The 21,707-nt window shown below is 53.9% G+C and carries 17 protein-coding genes, 1 tRNA gene and 1 pseudogene; 11 read left to right on the forward strand and 8 right to left on the reverse strand.

Going from position 1 to position 21,707, the window contains the following annotated elements; all coding sequences use genetic code 11:
- Position 1: 1 nt before the first annotated feature.
- Complete coding sequence (gene fabI, locus L0666_RS02275) at positions 2 to 814, reverse strand: enoyl-ACP reductase FabI (protein WP_235257873.1); 813 nt, start codon at positions 812 to 814, stop codon at positions 2 to 4.
- Positions 815 to 964: 150 nt separating this feature from the next.
- Between fabI and pdxH the strand changes: the two are divergent.
- The 4 genes and pseudogenes from pdxH to L0666_RS02295 all read left to right on the forward strand — a co-directional run.
- Positions 965 to 1,591 (forward strand): annotated as a pseudogene (gene pdxH / locus L0666_RS02280) (pyridoxamine 5'-phosphate oxidase); the annotation flags it as partial.
- 123 nt (positions 1,592 to 1,714) lie between these two features.
- The gene (locus tag L0666_RS02285; RefSeq protein WP_235257888.1) at positions 1,715 to 2,239 is read left to right on the forward strand and encodes a cold-shock protein; all 525 of its coding nucleotides are present in this window, start codon (positions 1,715 to 1,717) and stop codon (positions 2,237 to 2,239) included.
- Positions 2,218 to 2,703 carry a DUF192 domain-containing protein gene (locus L0666_RS02290; protein WP_235257890.1) on the forward strand — a complete coding sequence of 162 codons (486 nt, stop codon included), beginning with the start codon at positions 2,218 to 2,220 and terminating at the stop codon, positions 2,701 to 2,703. The genes L0666_RS02285 and L0666_RS02290 overlap by 22 nt, the downstream gene beginning before the upstream one ends.
- Before the next feature lie 60 nt (positions 2,704 to 2,763).
- A tRNA-Pro gene (locus L0666_RS02295) sits at positions 2,764 to 2,840 on the forward strand.
- Positions 2,841 to 2,879: 39 nt separating this feature from the next.
- Here the strand turns inward: L0666_RS02295 and L0666_RS02300 are convergent.
- Positions 2,880 to 3,341 (reverse strand): hypothetical protein, encoded by a 462-nt coding sequence (locus L0666_RS02300; RefSeq protein ID WP_235257892.1) that lies wholly within the window; start codon positions 3,339 to 3,341, stop codon positions 2,880 to 2,882.
- A gap of 556 nt (positions 3,342 to 3,897) precedes the next feature.
- On the opposite strand from L0666_RS02300, the gene L0666_RS02305 reads away from it, so the two are divergent.
- A complete protein-coding gene (locus L0666_RS02305) occupies positions 3,898 to 7,572 on the forward strand; it encodes a vitamin B12-dependent ribonucleotide reductase (protein ID WP_235257902.1) in 3,675 nt (1,224 codons plus the stop codon).
- A gap of 345 nt (positions 7,573 to 7,917) precedes the next feature.
- Here the strand turns inward: L0666_RS02305 and L0666_RS02310 are convergent, their stop codons facing one another.
- The 4 genes from L0666_RS02310 to L0666_RS02325 are packed head-to-tail and all read right to left on the reverse strand — an operon-like array spanning position 7,918 to position 11,826.
- A complete protein-coding gene (locus tag L0666_RS02310) occupies positions 7,918 to 9,087 on the reverse strand; it encodes a mandelate racemase/muconate lactonizing enzyme family protein (RefSeq protein ID WP_235257904.1) in 1,170 nt (389 codons plus the stop codon).
- Positions 9,084 to 10,109, reverse strand: a complete 1,026-nt coding sequence (locus L0666_RS02315; protein ID WP_235257906.1) for a Gfo/Idh/MocA family oxidoreductase — start codon at positions 10,107 to 10,109, stop codon at positions 9,084 to 9,086. The genes L0666_RS02310 and L0666_RS02315 overlap by 4 nt, the downstream gene beginning before the upstream one ends.
- A 3-nt stretch (positions 10,110 to 10,112) precedes the next feature.
- Positions 10,113 to 11,048, reverse strand: a complete 936-nt coding sequence (locus L0666_RS17335; protein ID WP_336246271.1) for an NAD(P)-dependent oxidoreductase — start codon at positions 11,046 to 11,048, stop codon at positions 10,113 to 10,115.
- 58 nt (positions 11,049 to 11,106) lie between these two features.
- Entirely contained in the window at positions 11,107 to 11,826 is a 720-nt protein-coding gene (locus L0666_RS02325) for an FCD domain-containing protein (protein WP_235257917.1), read from the reverse strand.
- Between the two features lie 158 nt (positions 11,827 to 11,984).
- Between L0666_RS02325 and L0666_RS02330 the strand changes: the two genes are divergently transcribed.
- From L0666_RS02330 to L0666_RS02340, 3 genes are read left to right on the forward strand one after another with little or no spacing between them, the layout of a single operon-like run.
- Entirely contained in the window at positions 11,985 to 13,088 is a 1,104-nt protein-coding gene (locus tag L0666_RS02330) for a mandelate racemase/muconate lactonizing enzyme family protein (RefSeq protein WP_235257919.1), read from the forward strand.
- Between the two features lie 4 nt (positions 13,089 to 13,092).
- Positions 13,093 to 14,130 (forward strand): zinc-dependent alcohol dehydrogenase, encoded by a 1,038-nt coding sequence (locus L0666_RS02335; RefSeq protein ID WP_235257928.1) that lies wholly within the window; start codon positions 13,093 to 13,095, stop codon positions 14,128 to 14,130.
- A complete protein-coding gene (locus tag L0666_RS02340; protein WP_235257930.1) occupies positions 14,127 to 14,888 on the forward strand; it encodes an SDR family oxidoreductase in 762 nt (253 codons plus the stop codon). The genes L0666_RS02335 and L0666_RS02340 overlap by 4 nt, the downstream gene beginning before the upstream one ends.
- Positions 14,889 to 14,902: 14 nt before the next feature.
- Here L0666_RS02340 and L0666_RS02345 read toward each other — a convergent pair whose 3' ends face one another.
- The gene (locus tag L0666_RS02345; protein WP_235257932.1) at positions 14,903 to 15,856 is read right to left on the reverse strand and encodes a 2-hydroxyacid dehydrogenase; all 954 of its coding nucleotides are present in this window, start codon (positions 15,854 to 15,856) and stop codon (positions 14,903 to 14,905) included.
- Positions 15,856 to 17,652 carry an IlvD/Edd family dehydratase gene (locus L0666_RS02350; RefSeq protein WP_235257934.1) on the reverse strand — a complete coding sequence of 599 codons (1,797 nt, stop codon included), beginning with the start codon at positions 17,650 to 17,652 and terminating at the stop codon, positions 15,856 to 15,858. The genes L0666_RS02345 and L0666_RS02350 overlap by 1 nt, the downstream gene beginning before the upstream one ends.
- A gap of 266 nt (positions 17,653 to 17,918) precedes the next feature.
- On the opposite strand from L0666_RS02350, the gene L0666_RS02355 reads away from it, so the two are divergent.
- From L0666_RS02355 to L0666_RS02365, 3 genes are all read left to right on the forward strand, one after another.
- Entirely contained in the window at positions 17,919 to 18,938 is a 1,020-nt protein-coding gene (locus L0666_RS02355; RefSeq protein WP_235257936.1) for a TRAP transporter substrate-binding protein, read from the forward strand.
- Between the two features lie 88 nt (positions 18,939 to 19,026).
- Positions 19,027 to 19,875, forward strand: coding sequence for a TRAP transporter small permease subunit (locus tag L0666_RS02360; RefSeq protein WP_235257938.1), 849 nt, complete (start codon positions 19,027 to 19,029; stop codon positions 19,873 to 19,875).
- Positions 19,875 to 21,695 (forward strand): TRAP transporter large permease, encoded by a 1,821-nt coding sequence (locus L0666_RS02365; protein WP_235257947.1) that lies wholly within the window; start codon positions 19,875 to 19,877, stop codon positions 21,693 to 21,695. The genes L0666_RS02360 and L0666_RS02365 overlap by 1 nt, the downstream gene beginning before the upstream one ends.
- Positions 21,696 to 21,707: the final 12 nt, after the last annotated feature.

Below are 21,707 nucleotides of genomic sequence, written 5' to 3' on the forward strand. Positions count from 1 at the left end.
ATTAATCCTTGTTAGGCGACATATCAGGTGCATCTACGGCCTTCATGCCAACAACATGGTAGCCCGCATCCACATGGTGGGTTTCGCCGGTCACGCCATTGCTGAGATCGCTGAGAAGATACAAAGCCGATCCGCCTACCTCATCAATGGAGACGTTCTTGCGCAGCGGCGAGTTGTATTCGTTCCATTTCAGGATGTAGCGGAAATCACCGATGCCAGAGGCCGCAAGCGTCTTGATCGGGCCCGCAGAGATAGAGTTCACGCGAATACCATCTTTGCCGAGGTCTTCGGCGAGGTAACGTACGCTGGCTTCCAATGCGGCCTTGGCCACGCCCATGACATTATAATGCGGCATAATGCGTTCAGCGCCGTAATACGTCAGCGTGATGGCGCTGCTGCCCGGCTTCATCATCTTCTCTGCGCGCTGCATCACAGCGGTGAAAGAATAGACGGAAATATCCATCGTCATGCGGAAGTTATCTGCACTGGTATCAACGTAACGGCCGCGCAGTTCGTTTTTGTCTGAAAAACCAATGGCATGGACAACGAAGTCAATGTTGTCCCACTTCTCCTTAATATCATTAAAAAGCGCATCAATAGATGCGGCGTCGCTTACATCGCAGGGTAGCACCATGTCGGACCCAAGGGACGCAGCCAATGGGGCCACACGTTTCTTCAAAGCATCGCCTTGATAGGAGAACGCAAGTTCCGCCCCCGCATCACCCAAAGCTTTGGCGATCCCCCAAGCAATGGATTTGTCATTGGCGAGACCCATGATCAGTCCGCGTTTTCCCTGCATCAGATTAGATGGCATAAATGTCCCCTAAAAGTTTATCCGCGCCTTTGGCGGTTTATTGTTCAAAGGGTGTAGGGGATCACGGCGGCTGCTTCAAGATGTTGTAGATCAGGTCTTGACCAAACAGGGCGACAGGTCGCCTAATGTGTTAAGACTTATACCAACGAGGTTAACATGGCGGATCGCAGCGGAAAATTTGCAGGCGACAATCCTTTTGTGATTGCGCGGGACTGGCTTGCCGAAGCGACTGCCAGTGAGATCAATGATCCTAATGCCATGGCATTGTCGACTGTTGATGAAGACGGCCTTCCGAATGTGCGGATGGTGCTGTTGAAGGAAATCGAAGTTCATGATGATGGGGACGGGGCGTTCGTCTTCTATACCAACTACGGAAGCAAAAAGGGGCAGGAGATCGCCGCCACTGGCAAAGCCGCGTTTGTACTTCATTGGAAGTCCTTGCGTCGTCAGATCCGTGTACGCGGTCACGTAACTCGAGAAGAGGGTCCGCAGGCCGATGAATATTACGCCTCAAGAAGCCTCAAGAGCCGCCTTGGTGCGTGGGCGTCCGATCAATCGCAGCCGCTTTCATCGCGCTCGTCACTCCTTGCCGATGTCGCAAAGGTGACGACAGCAAAAGGGATCAATCCTGCGCGCCCTCCGTTTTGGGGTGGCTTTCGAATCTCTCCAGTTGAAATCGAGTTTTGGGCAGATGGGGACTTTAGGTTGCACGATAGATTTAAATGGTCGCGGGAAGGGCGAGTTGACCCATGGGTCACTGTCCGATTGCACCCCTAATTTTTCACGTAACGTGAAATTTGACGTGGTCAAAGCCTTGTATTTGGCTCTATAGGGGGCCACGGTCGAATAGGATGGGATGCGCTGATTTGGATTTGGGGTCCGGATTGGCAAGGGGAAAAGATGCAAGATACAGAGAATGAAGGCTACGAAATGAAGGGCCGGGTCAAATGGTTTGATCCGGGCAAGGGGTTTGGTTTCATCGTAGCCGATGATGGTGGACCCGACATTTTGTTGCATGCAAATGTGCTCCGGAATTTTGGTCAAAGTTCAGTTGCCGATGATACGGTTATCGAAGTGCTGGTGGTCAAAACGGATCGGGGCCTACAGGCCGCGGAAGTGTTGAATATTCAATACAGTGACCAACCACCGAGCGTTGGTCTTGCCGATTTCGCCGAGTTCGATCCGGAGGTCGTCGCGGCGGCACCAATCGAACCTGCGCGCGTTAAGTGGTTCGACAAGGCCAAAGGGTTTGGGTTTGCAAATGTGTTTGGCTCGGATGCTGACATATTCGTGCACATCGAAGTCTTGCGTCTCTCGGGTCTGGCTGATTTGCTTCCTGGCGAAGCCATCGCCGTGCGTGCCATTGAAGGTAAGCGCGGGCTTATGGCAGCTGAGGTATTGCCATGGGAAGTCGCCGTTTCTTAAATCAATCTCTGGTTAGCGTCTTTGCCGTACTTGCGGCAGGTGCGTCCTATGCAGAGTGTTCGGATGAACACCTTTCATTGCGCGGCCCGTTTGGGACCGCGCAATTTTCTGTTGATGTTGCCGATACCGAAGATGAACGCAGCCGTGGTCTGATGTTCGTCGAAAGCATGGCAACCATGGAAGGCATGCTCTTTGTCTATGATCAGCCGCGCAGTGCCAGTTTCTGGATGCGTAATACATTGATCCCACTCGATATGCTGTTTGCAGATTCGTCGGGAATCATTCGCCACATTCATGCAAACGCGCAACCTCTTGATGAAACGGTAATATTTGGCGGCCGCGATGTTCAGTATGTGTTGGAAATCAATGGCGGTTTAGCGGAGCGACTGGGCCTAAAAGTGGGCGATCAGATGCAACATCCCAGCTTTGGAGCCAACAGTTCTTGGCCCTGCACATCTAATTGAACATTTTTTGATTTTAAGGCTTTTCAACACCGCAAACAGGCCTTAAACGAGGCCTCGGATCGGGGCGTGGCGCAGCCTGGTAGCGCACCTGTTTTGGGTACAGGGGGTCGGATGTTCGAATCATCTCGCCCCGACCACTTCTACAAAAACCCAACCTTCTTTAGATACCGAATACTTTAGAGGGGCCGCCCGCCGGCGGCGCGAAGCAGTTCACTCATGTCCTGCTGGACCTGTTCATTCGGAAACCGCACCAACTGTGAGCCGCCTGATCTTTGGGGCACTCGGATGTAGGTGTCCGCTGTCACAAGATAACCTTGCGCAGTTTCCCGCCCTGAAAACGAAATCACTGTTTTGGGCAACTCTTCAACCGTGCCGTCAAAGTTCAGAATAATCGCTGCAGCTGATTCTGGGTCGGGGAGGGATTCGCAACGTACCTCGTTTCGGCTTGGCCGGACGATAGATTGGCCTGGACCGTCGCACGCCGCGCCAGCCGCAAAAAATAGAGTACTGGGGTAGCTAGGAAAATAAGCCTGTTGCGCCCCTGTTGGGGCTTCGCCGGCGTTTGGTGCACCTTGTGTGAACGAACTTTCGGCACATCCTGATAGAAATACCCCTAGTGCTAGTAGTGCGACGCGCATGGCGTTCTCCCTTTGTGTTGAGACATTAGAGTGACACAGCGATTGAAGTGCGCAAGTAAAGTTTTCCCCATCCCCAAGTCTGTGGGTAAGGCCTGTGGATAATTCACGTAAATTGTAAACTCTTCGCCCTATGCTTCTGGCTTTACAGAACATTTTTTGAATGGGGCTTTGTGCAGGATTGAGAACAACCTTGTGTGTAATCCTGAGGGAGAATCGGGGACCCTTGTCGGGTGTTGTTGGACAACTACAGGTCAAGATAGTTTAATCCATATTTAGGGTAAAAATTCCGTTGACCCACTAGGTATAGTTCGGTCATGTTGTGCGGACTAGGCGAGACAGCACAACATATAGTGCTGACGCCAGCAAGGGACAGGGTAGCAGGCACAAGATGCAGTAAAGCATCCGATTGTTTGGTGAAATCACTTTAGAATTAAGGTGTTTCTTCGATGTTTTTCGCTTGGCGTGTTCATCTGGTTAGCTGGGGCTGGTTCTATTTGAACTGGTATTTGTAGGGACAAGGGCCGCAACGACGGACCACATTATCAGAGGCGATATCATGAAGATCGAACGTAACTTCACCAAATCCGGACAGGACGCATACGCAGAAGTGCCTTTCAAGGCGGCAACGTCTGAAATCCGGAATCCGGACGGGACTATCGTCTTTAAGTTGGACGACTGTGAAATCCCTGACGCTTGGTCCCAAGTTGCATCGGATGTCATCGCCCAGAAATACTTCCGCAAGGCCGGCGTTCCGTCGGAAACTGTCAAAGTAGAAGAGAAGGGCGTGCCTGAATTTCTCTGGCGCTCTGTTCCTGCTGAAGGCGCGGAAATGTCCGGAGAGATCTCCGCCAAACAAGTTTTCGATCGTCTTGCAGGTGCTTGGACGTACTGGGGCTGGAAAGGTGGATATTTCACCACCGAAGAAGACGCCCAGACGTACTTTGACGAAATGCGTTACATGCTCGCCACCCAGCGCGCAGCCCCGAACTCCCCGCAATGGTTTAACACAGGTCTGCACTGGGCTTACGGCATCGATGGTCCTGCACAAGGTCACCACTACGTAGACTACAAATCCGGCAAACTGACAAAATCCACCTCTTCCTATGAGCACCCACAACCACACGCCTGCTTTATTCAGTCCGTTGCTGATGACCTCGTGAATGAAGGTGGGATCATGGACCTATGGGTCCGCGAAGCACGCCTCTTCAAATACGGTTCAGGCACAGGCACAAACTTCTCGTCTCTGCGTGCAGCTGGCGAAAACCTTTCTGGCGGCGGTAAATCCTCCGGCCTCATGGGCTTCCTGAAAATTGGCGACCGCGCTGCTGGTGCGATTAAATCCGGCGGCACAACACGCCGTGCGGCGAAGATGGTTATCGTTGATGCCGATCACCCGGATATCGAAGAATTCATCAACTGGAAGGTTCTTGAAGAACAGAAAGTGGCGTCCATCGTTGCTGGTTCCAAAATGCACGAAGCCAAGTTGAACGAAATCTTCAAGGCGATCCGCTCATGGGATGGCGCTGAGGCAGACGCTTACGATCCTAAGGTCAACGAGACGCTGAAAACAGCGGTTCGTGACGCCAAAAAGGTTGCAATTCCAGAGACCTACATCAAACGTGTTCTGGACTATGCAAAGCAGGGTCACACATCCATTGAATTCCCCACATACGACACAGACTGGGATTCCGAAGCCTACAACTCTGTATCCGGTCAGAACTCCAACAACTCCATTCGTGTTACAGATGAGTTCCTGAAGGCTGTTGAAACAGACGCTAATTGGAAACTGATTAACCGTAAGAACGGCGAAGTTGCCAAGGTTATCAAAGCACGTGATCTTTGGGAAAAGGTTGGCCACGCGGCTTGGGCTTGTGCCGATCCGGGCATCCAGTACCACGACACCGTCAACGCATGGCACACATGCCCAGAAGACGGCGCAATTCGTGGGTCCAACCCGTGTTCCGAGTACATGTTCCTTGACGACACAGCATGTAACCTTGCATCCATGAACCTTCTGACGTTCTACACGGACGGTGAGTTCCAAGTCGAAGACTACATTCACGCGTCTCGCTTGTGGACAGTGACACTCGAAATCTCTGTGATGATGGCGCAGTTCCCATCCAAAGAGATTGCACAGCGGTCCTACGATTTCCGTACGTTGGGTCTGGGTTATGCAAACATCGGCGGCTTGTTGATGAACATGGGTTACGGTTACGACAGCGACGAAGGCCGTGCGATGGCAGGGGCCCTGACAGCGATCATGACCGGGGTCTCCTATGCAACATCTGCGGAAATCGCAGGCGAGCTTGGGCCATTCTCCGGTTACAAGAAAAACAAAGAGCACATGCTCCGCGTAATCCGTAACCACCGCAATGCTGCCTATGGCGCGTCTGATGGCTACGAAAAGCTCGACGTGAAGCCGGTTCCTCTGGATCATGCCAACTGCCCAGACGCGCGTCTGATCGACATCGCCATGGGCGCATGGGACGAAGCGCTGGATCTTGGTAAGAAGCACGGCTACCGCAACGCTCAGGCCACAGTGATCGCGCCGACAGGCACAATTGGTCTGGTTATGGACTGTGACACAACCGGCATCGAGCCTGACTTCGCTCTGGTTAAGTTCAAAAAGCTCGCTGGTGGTGGATACTTCAAGATCATCAACCAGTCGGTTCCTGCCGCTTTGGCGAAATTGGGCTACAAACCAGCGCAAATCGAAGAGATCATTTCTTACGCTGTTGGTCACGGCACGTTGGGCAACGCACCCGGCATCAACCACACAGCCCTTGTGGGCCACGGTTTTGGTCAGGCTGAGATCGACAAGATCGAAGCAGCGCTTCCATCCGCATTCGACATCCGGTTCGTGTTCAATCAGTGGACGCTAGGCGAAGAGTTCTGCAAAGACGTGTTGGGCATTCCAGCCGACAAGCTGAACGATCCGACGTTTGACCTGTTGAAATCTTTGGGCTTTTCCAAAGCAGACACCGACGCAGCCAACGACCACGTTTGCGGCACGATGACACTGGAAGGCGCGCCACACCTTAAAGAAGAGCACTATGTGGTCTTCGATTGCGCAAACCCATGCGGGAAAAAAGGCAAGCGGTTCTTGGGCGTCGAAAGCCACATCACTATGATGGCTGCGGCTCAGTCGTTTATCTCTGGTGCGATCTCTAAGACGATCAACATGGCCAACGATGCGACCATCGAAGACTGCCAGAAGGCCTATGAACTCTCATGGTCTTTGGGCATCAAGGCGAACGCACTGTACCGTGATGGCTCCAAGCTGTCCCAGCCTTTGGCTGCGGCCTTGGTCGAAGACGATGAAGAAGCAGCAGAGACACTGGAATCCGGCTCCACAATGGAGAAGGCTCAGGTGATTGCGGAAAAGATCATCGAAAAAGTCATCGTCAAAGAAGTCATCAAGTCGCACCGCGAAAAGATGCCTCAGCGTCGCAAAGGCTACACACAGAAAGCCAATGTTGGCGGCCACAAAGTGTACCTGCGGACCGGCGAATATGAGGACGGTAACCTCGGTGAGATCTTTATCGACATGCACAAAGAAGGTGCGGGCTTCCGCGCAATGATGAACAACTTCGCCATCGCGGTGTCTGTTGGTCTGCAGTACGGTGTACCACTGGAAGAATTCGTCGATGCCTTCACATTCACCAAGTTCGAACCAGCGGGCATGGTTCAGGGTAACGACAGCATCAAGAACGCCACGTCGATCCTCGACTACATTTTCCGCGAATTGGCTGTGTCCTATCTGGACCGCACCGACCTTGCCCATGTGAAACCAGAAGGGGCATCCTTCGATGATCTTGGTCGCGGTGAAGAAGAAGGCGTTTCCAACGTTAAGGAAATGTCCGAAAGCACGGCTTCCAAGTCTCTGGAAGTACTGAAGCAAATCAGCTCAACCGGTTACCTGCGCAAGCGCGTTCCAAATGATCTGGTTGTGCTACAGGGCGGTGCTGGTGCGGTTGCATTTGGGTCAGATGTTGATGCCGCAGCCGCATTGGAAACTTTGGTCCCTGCGGCCGTTGCTGGTGGCATGTCACAAACAGTGACTACGACGACAGCGGTGGCGTCGGGCACCGTAAGCCTCAGCGCACGTGATAAGGCGAAGATGCAAGGCTATGAAGGCGAAGCTTGTGGCGAATGTGGGAACTTCACCCTCGTGCGCAACGGCACCTGCATGAAATGTAACACCTGCGGCGGAACATCCGGCTGTAGCTAAGGGATTTAGGGGGCGGCCCAAAGATCGCCCCTTACACGGAACCCGGAAAGGCTGAGGTCTTTCCCGGCGACGTCTAGGCCGCAGGCAGAATACCGGGCGGTACACTAGAATGAGCCTAGATGGCGAGACTTAGGGGGGACTTCGGTTCCCCCTTTTTTCTTTGGTCATCCTTCGAACACTGACCCGTTTTTCCGTGCGGCTTTGGGGGGCCAATACAGGATGGGCAGGACGCTGCGGTTTGTGTGATGGCATGAGGCGTCTCTCGCAAGTCAGAATTCGCATAGGTCGATTATGTACCTCAAACTGAATCAGTGCGCAGATTTTCACGGTATTGCAGCAGTCGACTTATCCTGAGATTTCGAAACGTTTGATGAATTCGGGGTCAGGCGTAACCCCTATTCCAGGGCCTGTTGGCACTGTTACATGGCCATCGTTGGAAGAAACCTGGGCTTGGATATCTAGGGGCACGGTCAAAAGATCATCGCGAAACAAATTGTGGGTCGTATCAAATTCCAACATCGGTTCCCAAGGGTTCAATCCGCCCGGAAGAGGAGGCATTGCTGCCAACAAATGAAGGTTGGTTGCGACCGCAATGGCTGACCCCCAGACGTGATTGACCACCGGCGTGAAATGGGCGTGACACAGTGCCAAAACCCGCAGATATTCTGTGATTCCCCCAAGCGCACAAACCTCAGGTTGGGCGATATCCAGCCCTCGGTTTTCCAAGATGCTACGCCAGCCCCAGCGACCGAATTCTGCCTCTCCTCCTGAGATGTTTACCTTCAGTCCTGCGCGAAGTTCGCGGTATCCATCCAAGTCTTCGGGGGCGACGGGTTCTTCGAACCAATAGGCGCCCATTTCGTCCAAAGCCCGACCAACATAGAAGGCATCGGACGTTGTATAGCAGTGGTTTGCGTCAACCATGAAGCGGCCTTTGCCGTCCACGCCTTTGGCAACAGCTTCGCACAAGCGCACATCGTCTTTAGGGCCAAGGCCGGTCTTCATCTTGGTCGCAATGAACCCCATGTCGAGGATCGCGGCGGCCTCATCTGTGAAGCGGGCAACATGATCTTCCACGCTTTCACGTTTCAGCATCATTCCATAGCCATAGGCGGGAATTGTGGGGCGGTGTGCTCCACCGATCAACTTGTGCAAGGGCTGACCGGTGATTTTACCGGAAATGTCCCACAGAGCGATATCGACGCCCGAAAGAGACTGCATCGGCATTCCTTTTTGCCCATGGTCACGCATCAGGTTGTAGACTTTGTGCCAGATCACATCGCGGTCCATCGGGTCCATGCCCACAACCATTGGCGCAATGACACCTTCGACGATGCCTTTGTTCGCAATGGCAATAGGGCCGGGCCCAAAACATTCACCCCAACCGGTCACGCCTTCGTCTGTCGAAACCTCAACCAAATGTGCGGTGCGTTTAGAATAGAACTGCTGTGAGTACCCCAGTTCCTCGGGGAGGTCATATTGCAAAACGTGGCTTTTGATGGCGGTAATTTTCATGGGTGTGCCTCAGGGTTTGGTTCGAGAGGATGTTCAACAACGTCTAACACCGTTGCCAAACTTTCGCGGCCTTCGCGCGCGGATACCAGAGGTGGAGCGCCAGCAATAACGTCAAGGAAATGGGCGAATTGCAGGGCAAACGCATCCTCGGGTTGGAAGGGCAGAGTTTGGGAACTGATCGGGTTCCACCAGCTGCGCGAGCCCTCATGGGTCCAGAGCTTTAGGTCTGGGATGGATAAGGACGCTAGCGTGCCACCTATGGTGTAGCAGGCCCCCAGATGATGCGGATAAATAGGGTTTTCAGCAGATGTCATTTCCCAACTCCACGGCGCGACCACGGTGTCCGAGATTGAAAAGGTCCCCAAAGCGCCATTTTCAAAGCGCATCATCACGGCGGCTGTGTCTTCAACGACCCCGCCACGGGATTGATTGCTGCGCATCGCTTGTACGTCGGCAATGTCCCCGCATAGATGGCGCAGCAAATCGATATCATGGATCATATTGATCATCGCTGGGCCAGCGCCGGCGCCTTTGCGCCATGTTGCATCAAAATAGTCGTCGGGCTTGTACAGCCAGAACTGGCCGTTCACCGTTCTGATGTCGCCCAGTTTTCCTGCTGCGATCGCCGTGTGCGCGGCTTTGATGATTGGGTTGTGTCGGCGGTGGTGACCCGTGAGAACAGCAGCGCCTCGCGCCTCGGATGCTTTTACGATCTGGTCCGCGGCGTCGAGCGTATCAGCCAGTGGTTTTTCAATCAGAACAGGGATGTCAGCGTCGATGCACATAAGCGCATGGCTTGCGTGCATCTGATTGGGTGTCGCAATGACGACCCCATCGGGATGGCACGCTGCAAGGCAGGCCGACGGGGTTTCAAAGTGCGGAACATTTAGCGACTTGGCGAGGTCGCGGGCCGCTTCAGTAGGATCAACGATGGCACAGAGAGTTGCCTGCGCGACAGCTTGTTCGATGTGTCGGCGTCCAATAAGGCCCGCACCAAAGATCGCGATGGAAGGAGGGGGCACAACTTAGCCTCGCGTTTTCTTTGCGCAATCGCGGTGCAGTTCTGCTCCGACGATGTCTTCGATCACACGGGTGCAGACCCAGTTGTCACCGCTGGGATACCGCGTTCGACCTGCGTGAAACACCTGCATTGCCGCCGCCGCCGTATGAAGAGGCACGCCAAGTTCTTCGCCCAACCCCATCGAGATCGTAAGGTCTTTGTGCATTGTGTGGATGCTGCTACCTGTGCCTTCAAACTGGCGGTCGATGATTTTTTCCAGCGCATTGTTGACCACGCCGCATCCCGCGGATGAGGTCGAAAAAACATCGAGCAAAACTTGGCCTGACACTCCAGCTTTGGCGGCCAGCGCAGCAGCCTCGAACGTAGCTGAAAACTGCGCACCGATCAAGGATTGAAGGCAGGCTTTAACAGTTTGGCCATCCCCGGGGGCAGTGCCGACGCGGTGAATGTTGGCCGAAACGGCCTGCATAATTGGCGCGAATTCATCGAGCACATCCGAAGGCGCGGCGGCCATCATAGTAAGTGTCCCGCCCTGTGCACCGGGAAACCCGCCCGAGACGGGGGTGTCAATCAAATGCACCCCGCTGTCTGACATCTCATTGCCGATGGCGCGGGCCTCATGGGGCTTGATGGTTGCGGTGAGGATAATTACGGCCCCTTTGGCCATATTGGCAGCCAATCCATTGGGCCCCAGAATAATGCTCCGGGTTTGATCCCCATTCATCACCATTACAAAAATCGCACGACAATCCGTGGCCATAGACCTGACGTCCTTTGACACCTGACCACCCAGTTCTTTGAAAGCTGCAACGCGGACGGGATCAAGGTCCAATCCATGTGTCTCAAACCCATTTGCGATCAAGTTCTTAGCGAGGCCTGACCCCATGTCGCCCAGTCCGATGATGCCGACCTTCATGTGTCTCTCTCCTGTATTTGAAATATGGTGCGGCGATGTCTGATGACTTGCGCGGCCACGTCATTGAGCGCGCAAAAAGAGGTCACGCAGAAAGATCCGCAAAAGTCTCACTAACCTGTTTCCACGCAAACGCGAGATGTTCACGTAGCGCGGCTTCGGCTTTGTCCGCATCGCGCCGCAAGATGGCGTCAAAAATTGCGCGGTGGAAATCATAGTTCAGCTGATTGCGCGATTCCATTCGCGGCATCTGTTGCCACTGCGTTGAAAGCCATTCGGTGTAGGCTTTGTGGATCGATGGTAAGACAGGGTTGCGGGGTATTTCATAAAGAACACCGTGGAACGCGACATCCGTTTCATAAAAGCGTGTCGTTTCCGAGATCGCAGCGAAGTTATCAGCGAGCGCTTTTTCCAATCGTTTGATATCATCGGCATTTGCGTGAATGGCCGCTTGGCGCACGAGAGAGGCTTCCATCATGATACGAATATCAAAGAGGTTGCGCACGCCACCTGGCTGACCAAGAAGCTGGGTCATGATGCTTCCAACTGCGGTGATGGCTGCGTCGTAGCTGGGTTCTGCAACGACGGGGCGAAAACCGGGGCGGGCAGAGATCAGCCCTTTTCGCGCAAGTCCTTGCAACGCTTCGCGCGCCACCGTGCGGCTTACACCATGTTCTTGAACGATTTCGCGTTCAGTTGGCATAGGCTCACCGGCGCCAGGGTTTCCACCTAGGATCTCGCGCTCAAAGTGCTCGATTAAGAGATCAGCGGCCCTGTTTTTTGGGTCGCGTGCTTGTATAGACATCCGATAACTCTCATTCACAGTGTGTAATATAATTTTCGTATAACCAAAATATGGCTCGCGCGCCAGATAATGTGCGTCAAATCTCCCTCTGGACCTATTCTGTAATTATTGTCATACCAAACTTAAGTGTCAAATGGTGTTAAGTGGGAGGATTTACGATGAACCGGATCGAATATGTTGAAACTCGCTTGTTCAATGTTCCGCTACCAGAAGTTTTGACGGACGCAAAGCATGGCGACCACACGCATTTTGAACTCGTGATTTGCACGATTGTGTTAGAAAACGGTCAGACCGGAACTGGATATACTTACACTGGCGGCAGGGGCGGACATGCCATCGCTGCGATGATCCGACATGATCTGACCCCGTTTTTGGTCGGTAAAGATGCTGCAGCGGTTGAGTCATTGTATGACGAAATGCAGTGGCATGTGCATTACGTGGCACGCGGCGGGATCGCGTCATTTGCGATTTCTGCGGTTGATATCGCGTTGTGGGATCTGCGATGTAAAGGCGCCAATCAACCGCTGTGGAGGATGGCAGGTGGCGCAAGTGATCGATGCAAAGCCTATGCTGGCGGCATTGATTTAAACTTCCCTTTGCCAAAGCTGATCAAGCAAACCGAACTGTATCTGAGTGCTGGATATAACGGCGTAAAGATCAAGGTTGGCCAACCCGAATTGGCGCAAGATGTTGAGCGTGTCGCAGGCATCCGTAATGTATTGGGGCCAGACCGTGCCTTGATGGTCGATGCGAACTATTCGATGACCGTGCCAGAAGCGATCGCCGCTGCAAACGCGTTTGCCGACTTTAACATTTTGTGGTTCGAAGAACCGACCATTCCAGATGATTATGTCGGCTATGCTGAGATAGCAGATGCCGCAGGCGTACCATTGGCTATGGGCGAAAACCTGCATACGATCCATGAATTCGAATATGCGTTTCGCGATTCCAAGTTGAGTTTTATCCAACCTGATGCGTCCAACTGTGGCGGTATTACCGGCTGGTTACAGGTCGCGGAGCTTGCGAAACAATACGGCATTCCGGTGTGCAGTCACGGGATGCAAGAACTCCACGTGAGCTTAGTTTCCAGCCAAGAAGATGCTGGATGGCTTGAAGTACACAGCTTTCCGATAGATCAATACACAACTCGGCCATTGCAGGTCGAAGACCATTTGGCCGTTGCCCCAAACGATGCAGGTATCGGTGTGACTTTTGATTTTGATAAACTCGACGCGGCTCATGCGTCCATGACACCGAGGTAACATCATGACCCAGACAATTCAGGCCGCGTTCTATCGCGGTGATCGCACGTTTACGGTTGAGACGGCTGAGGCCGCTCGCCCTGCAGCGGGCGAGGTGGCCATCCGCATTGCGTATTGTGGTATTTGTGGCACCGACATGCACGTCTATCACGGCAATATGGATGCGCGCGTCGGGTTTGAGCGGGTGATCGGTCATGAAATGTCCGGTGTTGTTGCCGCGATCGGTGATGGCGTGACAGGCTTTGCCGAGGGGCAAAAAGTTGTCGTGCGGCCCTTGGATCACTGTGGCGATTGTCCGGCGTGCAATGCGGGTCATCAGCATATTTGCCATAACCTGAAATTCCTTGGCCTAGATACGAATGGCGCGATGCAGGAAATCTGGACGGTGCCGTCCCATACTGTGCACGCGCTCCCTGATGATATGCGTCTTGATCATGCCGCGTTGATCGAGCCCGTTGCCGTGGCTTGTCACGATGTGCGCATGTCCAATTTGCAAGCGGGCGAGGATGTATTGGTCATTGGCGGCGGTCCCATCGGGATGCTGTGTGCGATGGTTGCACGGGACGCGGGTGGCAATGTCGTTGTGTCCGAGGTGAACGAAGCGCGGTTGGCAATTGCGCAAAAGCTGGGGTTTGACACAGTGAACCCCGCGAAAGAGGATTTGGCTGCTGCGATCCAGAACCGGACAGGGGGCAAGGGTGCGGATGTGGTGTTCGAAGTGTCCGGCACGCAGCCCGGTGTTGATGCAATGACGGCCTGCGCTGCAACGCGCGCGCGTATCGTTATGGTCGCCATCCATGCGCAAAAGCCGCAGATTGATCTGTTCCAGTTTTTCTGGCGCGAACTGCAGATGGTCGGTGTGCGGGTGTATGAACCGCAAGACTACGACAAGGCGATTTCCATCGTTGCATCTGGTGGTGTTGATGCGGAGACCTTTATCACCGATGTCAGCCCGCTGGCGGACATCCAGAAAGCGTTTGAGCAGCTTGATAGCAGTCCGACTGCCCTCAAGAGTTTGATCAAGGTGGGGGAGTTCGCATGACGCTGTTCGATCTTACTGGCAAAACCGCACTTGTGACGGGCTGTAAACGTGGCATCGGGCGCGGTATGGCCGAAGCTTTGGCGGATGCGGGGGCTGATATCGTTGGTGTCAGCGCGAGTCTTGAACCAACAGGCAGCGATGTTGAGGCAGCGATCACAGCCAAAGGCCGCAGCTTTAAGGCCTATCAGTGCGATTTTTCTGATCGCGCCGCCGTGCGTGCCTTTGCAGCCCAGCTTGAGGCGGACGGCATTGCGCCCGACATTTTGGTCAACAACGCTGGCACCATCAAACGAAAACCAGCAGCCGAGCATGATGATGAGTTGTGGGATGAAGTGATCGACGTGAACCTGTCATCCCAATTCATCCTCAGCCGAGAAATTGGCCGCGGTATGGTTGGGCGCGGGTCCGGCAAGATCATCTTTACAGCGTCCCTTTTGACATTTCAGGGTGGGATTACTGTGCCTGGATATGCGGCGTCCAAAGGTGGGATTGGGCAGCTGACAAAGGCACTTGCGAACGAATGGGCGCCACATGGGATCAACGTGAACGCGATTGCACCCGGTTACATCGCGACGGACAATACGCAGGCGTTGCAAGACGATGCCGCGCGATCAAAATCGATCCTTGAGCGTATTCCGCAAGGTCGCTGGGGCACGCCGCAAGACTTTGCTGGGCCGGCAGTGTTTCTGGCGTCGTCCGCATCCGATTACGTGAATGGCGAAATACTGGTCGTCGATGGCGGTTGGATGGGGCGTTAAAGCAGCATCGCACACTAAAGAATTTGGGCACTTTCAGGGATGGGCGAGACTAGGTCGCGCCCGTCCTTTTTCGCAATCAGATTGTCGATTGCAAGATCACCCATAGCGCGGCGCGTTTCCTGAGTGGCGCTGCCGATGTGCGGGGTTAGCACGACGTTGGGTATCGCGCGCAAGGCATCAGGGATGTGGGGTTCGTTCTCAAACACATCGAGGCCGGCGCCGCCAAGCGTGCCGGCCTGAAGCGCAGCAATCATTGCGGTTTCGTCAACGGTTGACCCACGCCCTACGTTAATCAGAAAACCTTGAGGCCCTATCGCCTCCAAGACCTCGCTGTTGATTAAATGGTGGGTCGATGCATCGCCAGGGGCAACGCAGATCAACGTGTCACAGACCCGCGCCATCGCCGTGAGGTCATCGAAATACTTGAACGGAACGTCCTGTTTGCTGCGCCCATAATACAAGATGGTCGGATTGAAAGGGGCAAGTTTTGCGGCAATGGCCTTGCCGATGCGGCCTAAACCAAGAATGCCGATGGTTCGATTGTCGGCTGATCGGGGCAGGGGAAGCGCCCCATGTTTTACCCAATTTCCGGACCGTGCATTGGCCATCTCGGATTCAAGATTACGCCAACACGCTAGGTAAAGCATCAGTGCCGTTGTTGCCACTTCTTGGTTAAGGACATTGGGGGTATGGCAAACGGGAATTTGGCGCGCGGTCGTTGCCGGGATGTCGATGCCATCATATCCAACGCCGTAGCTGCTTACGATTTGTACATTGGGCAATCTGTCCAACAGGGCGCCCGAAATTCCGATGTGGCCATCGGTCAAGACGTAGCGCACGTCGCTGCCGTTGTCGGTTAACCATCCGTCGGGATCCTGTCCCTTGATCATTTGCTTCAGATCAAATGACGCAGTTAAGCGGTCGCGCATGACGTCTGTGATCGGGCACAGCACCAAAAGATCAGCCATCAGTGACTGTCCCGCGGCATGCTTTTTCGCGCCACGTCGCGGTAGGTCGGGGCGTCGCGTAAGGTCATGCCCTTATCCAAGCCGTTCGTAAGATCACGGAAATACTGCTGCCAGGGCGTCTGGCTTTCGGGCACTTTGTATCCACCAGCCGCCGTCAGTTGCCGCGCTCGTTCTGCAAGTTCATCCAAGGGCACCAACATGTCCGCCGTGCCTTTCGCCAAATCGAACCGTACGCGATCACCAGTCTTGAGCAAGGCAAGCCCGCCGCCTTCGGCCGCTTCAGGGGACGCATTCAGGATCGAAGGGGACCCAGAGGTGCCGGATTGGCGACCGTCGCCAATACAAGGAAGGGCTTCGATCCCCTTCTTTAGCAGGTAAGACGGCGCGCGCATGTTTACGACTTCTGCACCACCAGGGTAACCTTTTGGGCCCGCGCCGCGCATGAACAACAAGCAGTTTTCGTCTATGTTCTCGGCGGGGTCATCAATACGGGCGTGATAATCTTCTGTCCCGTCGAACACGATAGCACGCCCTTCAAAGGCTTCCATGTCATCGGGGTTAGACAAATACCGCGCTCGGAAGTCCGCTGAAATCACGCTCGTTTTCATGACCGCACTGTCGAACAGATTGCCCTTGAGGTTGAGGAAGCCTGCATCCTTCACCAGTGGGTCGGTGAGTGGCCGGATGACATCTGTGTTGGTGGCTAGGCGACCGTCGCAGTTGTCGCCCATGGGTTTTCCATTGACCGTGACTGCGGTGGGGTGAGGCAGCAACCCGCCCTCCATCAGATGCGCCACAACAGAGGGCACGCCACCCGCTCGGTGGTAGTCTTCACCCAGATACTTGCCCGCCGGTTGCAGGTTTACCAATAAAGGCACCCTGTGGCCGAGGTTTTGCCAGTCGTCGTTGTTTAGTGGTACGCCAAGATGGGCAGCAATTGCATTCAGGTGGATCGGCGCATTGGTGGAGCCACCGATCGCAGAATTGATGACGATTGCGTTCTCGAACGCCTCTCGGGTCATGATGTCAGAAGGTCGAAGGTCATCCCAGACCATCTCTACGATGCGCTTGCCTGTTTCGTAGGATATCTGCCCGCGTTCGCGGTAGGGCGCGGGTATTGCCGCGGACCCGGGGAGTTGCATGCCCAATGCCTCGGCCAGTGAGTTCATCGTTGTCGCGGTGCCCATGGTGTTGCAGTAACCCACGGACGGTGCACTGGATGCTGCAATGTCCATGAACTCTTCGCCGTCGATATCGCCCTTGGCCATAAGTTCACGCGCTTTCCAAATCGCGGTCCCAGATCCGGCGCGTTCGCCGTTCCAATACCCGTTCAGCATCGGGCCGACGGACAGTGCAATCGCAGGGATGTTGACTGTGGCCGCCGCCATCAGCAGGGCAGGTGTGGTCTTGTCACAACCGATGTTAAGGACAACGCCATCAATCGGATAGCCATACAGCGTTTCCACCAACGACAGGTAGGCAAGATTGCGGTCTAGGTTCGCGGTAGGGCGTTTGCCGGTTTCCTGAATCGGATGCACAGGGATTTCGATGCAGGTGCCGCCCGACGCGATGATCCCATCGCGCACCCGTTTGGTCAGCTCGATGTGGTGGCGGTTGCAGGGCGAAAGGTCACTTCCGGTCTGAGCGATTGCAATTATCGGTTTGCCGCCTTGGAGCTCCTCACGGGTCAGACCATAGTTGAGATACCGTTCCAGATAGAGCGCCGACATTTCCGGATCACCAGCGCGATTAAACCAGTCGCGAGACCGCAATTTGTCCTTGGTCATCTTTGGCATTTCTTGTCCTAACGCAGCTAGATTCTTCTATGGGTTGGTTCGGTATTGTAAGACCATACATCGCTGTCAATTTTTTGAAAGACCAGACTTGTGGGCCGAATGGCTTGGTGGAGATTGTGATTTTATAATTTAAAGCAATTGGTTACAGAATTATTGGCAGGATCAACAAATTAGTTTGCTTAAAACCTAGCGTCGCCCTAGTTTTGTCATACCAAAATGAGGAGCAGTCAATGCTTCCGGACAATTTACCAAATGGGAGGAATAATATGTCCGCACTGAAAAACCTTAAGCTAGCCACGTCAGCGGCAGCCTTGGCGCTGACGGCAGCTGCCGCTGACGCTCAGCAAACCAACTTGCGTATTCAGACGCATTTTAGCCAAGAAACACTGTCCGGCCAAATGGCTGCGACGTTCATCGAGGACGTCCATGCGATGTCTGGTGGGGATATTCAGATTGAGATGTTCTATGCATCATCCGTCGTCAAATCCGCCGAAACTTTTGACGCCGCTGCGACTGGTATCCTTGATTGCGATATGACAGGCGGCGCGTATCAGACTGGTAAGAATCCAGCATTCCAATTCACGGGCGATCTGACGGGTGGTTATGCCAACCCATATCAACAGTACGCTTGGTTGCTGCATGGTGGCGGCTATGACGCGATCAACGAGCTTTATAACCCTTACGGCATGGAATTTGTTGGCTGGTGGATCCCCGGTCCTGAATCGCTGTCCTCAACAAGCCCGCTGGCAGGTGTTGCGGACCTTGAGGGCTGGAAATTCCGTTCGCCTCCAGGTGTGATCACGCTGATCTTTGAAAACCTTGGCGCGTCTCCAATCGTGATGGATTTCAACGAAATCTTCACAGCACTTGAAACAGGTATCATTGATGGCGCGGACGCAGCTAACCTGACCAACAACATCGGTCTGGGTCTGTATGATATCGCTGAGCACACAAACTACCCTGGCTTCCACTCCATGCCAGCGGATCACCTTGCGTGTAACAAAGACGTTTGGGACGCTATGCCGGCAAGTCAGCAGGCGATCATGAAAGTTGCCATGCAGGCACTTGCGCTGCGCAACACAACGATCAACGAAATTGCGAACGCCCAGAACTCCGTCATTTTGGCAGAGCAGGGTCTGAACATGTACCAGTGGTCCGAAGAGGACATGGCGACATACCGCAGCGCGGTTCAGTCTGCTTGGGCCGAGTTTTCAACCACTCCGGAGTCCGAGGCGCTGTTGAATAGCCACCTCGACTTCCTGCGCGGCATTGGAGCTATGCAATAAGCCCTTCGGGTCATGGAACTCGGAAAACGGCGGGGTCTTCCTCGCCGTTTTCACCTTAAGCTAAGAATACAATTTTCGGGGGCGAAAGATGAGCGACGCGCAAACAGGTGGGCTGAAGGAATGGATATATCCATCTGCATTTTTGATCTGCGCAGGTTGGGTCGTCTGGCATATCCCTGCATTTATACTTGATTGGTTCCGCCCTGAAAGCGAGAGCCTTTTCCTTCAGATTTCTGAGCTTCATATGCGCAAAGGCGTATTGCCCAACTTGGGTGGCTTGTTTGGCGGGTTCGCCAATGTGGTTGATTGGATCGCGCTGATCCTGATCCCCGTTTTTGCGTTTCTTGGGGCGCGGTCCGTTGTGGTGGCGCCAATGGAATTCGAACGCTGGCGCCGTTGGGACCGCTTTGCGCTATTCATTGGACGCGCCACGATGATGATGATTTTGGCGATGACTTGCGTGATGCTGTTTGAGGTGTTCATGCGTTACGCCGTTGAAAGGCCGACAAAATGGGCGAATGAGCTTACGTTATGGATTGCGGGTTTCGTGTTCCTGTGTTCGGGGTTTTACGCCATGCAGCAACGCTGCCATATCCGTATTTCAATCCTGTATGACGTAGTGCCGCGTCCTGTGCGCAAGCTGTTTGATGTGCTGTCCGTGCTGATGATCGTGGCATTCACCTTTGGGTTGGTGTTTGGCAGCTACAAGCAGGTGTTCATCAACAAGTTGTATCGTTGGGAGATGTTTGGCACGGCCTTTGACCCGCCCATTCCCGCCACGATCCAGCCGATGATCCTGATCATCCTGATCCTGATTTCGGTGCAGGCGGTTGCTAACCTCATTGCAGACTGGGACCTCGACCCAGAATTTCACAGCCATGATGAGATCGACGAAGATGAAATCGCCGCGATCAAACGCAGCATCGGAGTCGAATAATGGATATCGGAACAATCTCAATGATCGTCGTGCTGGGCATGATTGTCTTGCTGGCGATTGGTATGCCACTTGGCTTTGCGTCCGCGGTGCTTGCGCTATTGGTTTTGGTTCTAAAGTTTGAACCCACGGTCTTGACTGCGCCTTGGACAATTGGCGAGGGTATGCTGACGGGGCGACCGGGGACGGGGCCCCTGTATCTGCTGACACAAAAGATATTCGACTTAATGACTGAGTATGTGCTCATATCAGTGCCCTTGTTTATCTTTATGGCGGCCCTGCTGGAACGGTCTGGGATCGCCAAGGAAATGTACAACGCGCTCGATTTCTGGTTGGCACGGGTTCGTGGTGGCGTGGCGATTGTGACATCCTTGATGGCTGTGATCATGGCTGCGATGTCTGGGATTATTGGTGGTGAAGTCGTGCTGCTGGGCTTGATCGCGCTGCCGCAAATGCTGCGCCTTGGATATAATCAAAACCTTGCAATTGGTACGATCTGTGCATCGGGGTCCTTGGGCACAATGATCCCGCCGTCTATTGTTCTTATCATTTACGGTCTGATTACTGAGACGTCGATCAAGGCTCTGTTCACTGGTGCTTTTGTGCCTGGTTTCATGCTCGCTTCGATGATCATTATTTACATTCTAATCCGCGTAAACTTGGATCACAGTCAGGCGCCACTTCCTGGCAATCCACCCGACGGCGGCATTTCTGAGGTAGGTATTTCCACGGCGCCCAAGCTGGTCTTTAGTGCGCTGTGGGCTGCGTTTATCGTGATGTTGCTGACGCTTCTGGTGGGCTGGATATTCGCCGTGTCGATCCCGACATTGGGCGAGGTAGTTGCAGGTCGACCCAAGACGGTAGTCTTCGGGTTCATCATAACTGGCGTGTTGTTCTTGATGTCTCGATCTGGAAAGGGCCAAGCGTTCCTTGCGTTCCTGAGCGTGATTGGGGCAGGCTTTGCCGCATTGCTGTTAGCACGCGTTCTGTTCTTTACGATCTTCGGTCAAAATATTCTGGAAGAGGGCGAAGACCCCATCGTTATGGGTATGCCTCATCACATCCCATACATTGCGATGGGCGTCGCCATTGGATTGGCGTTGGCGTTTGGGCTGTTTGGGGCCAAACGAACAGCGATTGGCTGGGAGCATGGCAAAGGGTTGGTTCCTCCAATTACGGTTATCGGCGTAGTTCTGGGGTCCATTTATGGCGGCATTACCGGCATCACTGAGGCTGCGGGTATGGGCGCGTTTGCCGTTCTTGTCATCGCCGCACTTCGCGGGGAGGCCAGCGTTGGTCTGTTGTGGGATGCAATGATGCGCACGCTGAAGTCCACAGGTACGATTATCTGGGTGACTATTGGGGCTGCAGCCCTTGCAGGTGCGTACACGCTGGCGGGAGGGCCGAACTACATCGCCAACCTGATCGTCGGATCTGAAATGCCGACAATGTTGGTGTTGCTGACCATGATGGCGATCCTGTTGTTCATGGGCGCATTTATGGATTGGGTCGGGATTGTGCTGCTTATCATTCCTGTGTTCCTTCCAATTGTAAAACGCCTGCCAATCGAGGAAATTGGCCTGATCGGAACACTTGACCCCAAGCACGTGTCGATCTGGTTTGGGGTGCTGTTTTGTATGAATATGCAGGTCAGTTTCCTGTCACCGCCCTTCGGACCTGCAGCGTTCTATCTTAAATCAGTGGCCCCGCCGCACATCACGTTGGTCGACATCTTTAAGGGTTTCCTGCCCTTCATTGGCGTCCAGTTGTTGGCTTTGTCGGTGCTTCTTATTTGGCCGAACATCGTAACACTGCTGCTGTAAGGAGCGGATGAT

It is taken from the genome of Octadecabacter algicola, from assembly GCF_021532625.1.
GTDB classification, from domain to species: Bacteria; Pseudomonadota; Alphaproteobacteria; order Rhodobacterales; family Rhodobacteraceae; genus Octadecabacter; species Octadecabacter algicola.

Excerpts from the sequence above, each read along its gene's own strand:
- fabI (WP_235257873.1), bottom strand. The coding sequence starts at position 814 with ATGCCATCTAATCTGATGCAGGGAAAACGCGGACTGATCATGGGTCTC.
- L0666_RS02285 (WP_235257888.1), top strand. The coding sequence starts at position 1,715 with ATGCAAGATACAGAGAATGAAGGCTACGAAATGAAGGGCCGGGTCAAA.
- L0666_RS02290 (WP_235257890.1), top strand. The coding sequence starts at position 2,218 with ATGGGAAGTCGCCGTTTCTTAAATCAATCTCTGGTTAGCGTCTTTGCC.
- L0666_RS02300 (WP_235257892.1), bottom strand. The coding sequence starts at position 3,341 with ATGCGCGTCGCACTACTAGCACTAGGGGTATTTCTATCAGGATGTGCC.
- L0666_RS02305 (WP_235257902.1), top strand. The coding sequence starts at position 3,898 with ATGAAGATCGAACGTAACTTCACCAAATCCGGACAGGACGCATACGCA.
- L0666_RS02310 (WP_235257904.1), bottom strand. The coding sequence starts at position 9,087 with ATGAAAATTACCGCCATCAAAAGCCACGTTTTGCAATATGACCTCCCC.
- L0666_RS02325 (WP_235257917.1), bottom strand. The coding sequence starts at position 11,826 with ATGTCTATACAAGCACGCGACCCAAAAAACAGGGCCGCTGATCTCTTA.
- L0666_RS02330 (WP_235257919.1), top strand. The coding sequence starts at position 11,985 with ATGAACCGGATCGAATATGTTGAAACTCGCTTGTTCAATGTTCCGCTA.
- L0666_RS02335 (WP_235257928.1), top strand. The coding sequence starts at position 13,093 with ATGACCCAGACAATTCAGGCCGCGTTCTATCGCGGTGATCGCACGTTT.
- L0666_RS02340 (WP_235257930.1), top strand. The coding sequence starts at position 14,127 with ATGACGCTGTTCGATCTTACTGGCAAAACCGCACTTGTGACGGGCTGT.
- L0666_RS02345 (WP_235257932.1), bottom strand. The coding sequence starts at position 15,856 with ATGGCTGATCTTTTGGTGCTGTGCCCGATCACAGACGTCATGCGCGAC.
- L0666_RS02350 (WP_235257934.1), bottom strand. The coding sequence starts at position 17,652 with ATGCCAAAGATGACCAAGGACAAATTGCGGTCTCGCGACTGGTTTAAT.
- L0666_RS02355 (WP_235257936.1), top strand. The coding sequence starts at position 17,919 with ATGTCCGCACTGAAAAACCTTAAGCTAGCCACGTCAGCGGCAGCCTTG.
- L0666_RS02360 (WP_235257938.1), top strand. The coding sequence starts at position 19,027 with ATGAGCGACGCGCAAACAGGTGGGCTGAAGGAATGGATATATCCATCT.
- L0666_RS02365 (WP_235257947.1), top strand. The coding sequence starts at position 19,875 with ATGGATATCGGAACAATCTCAATGATCGTCGTGCTGGGCATGATTGTC.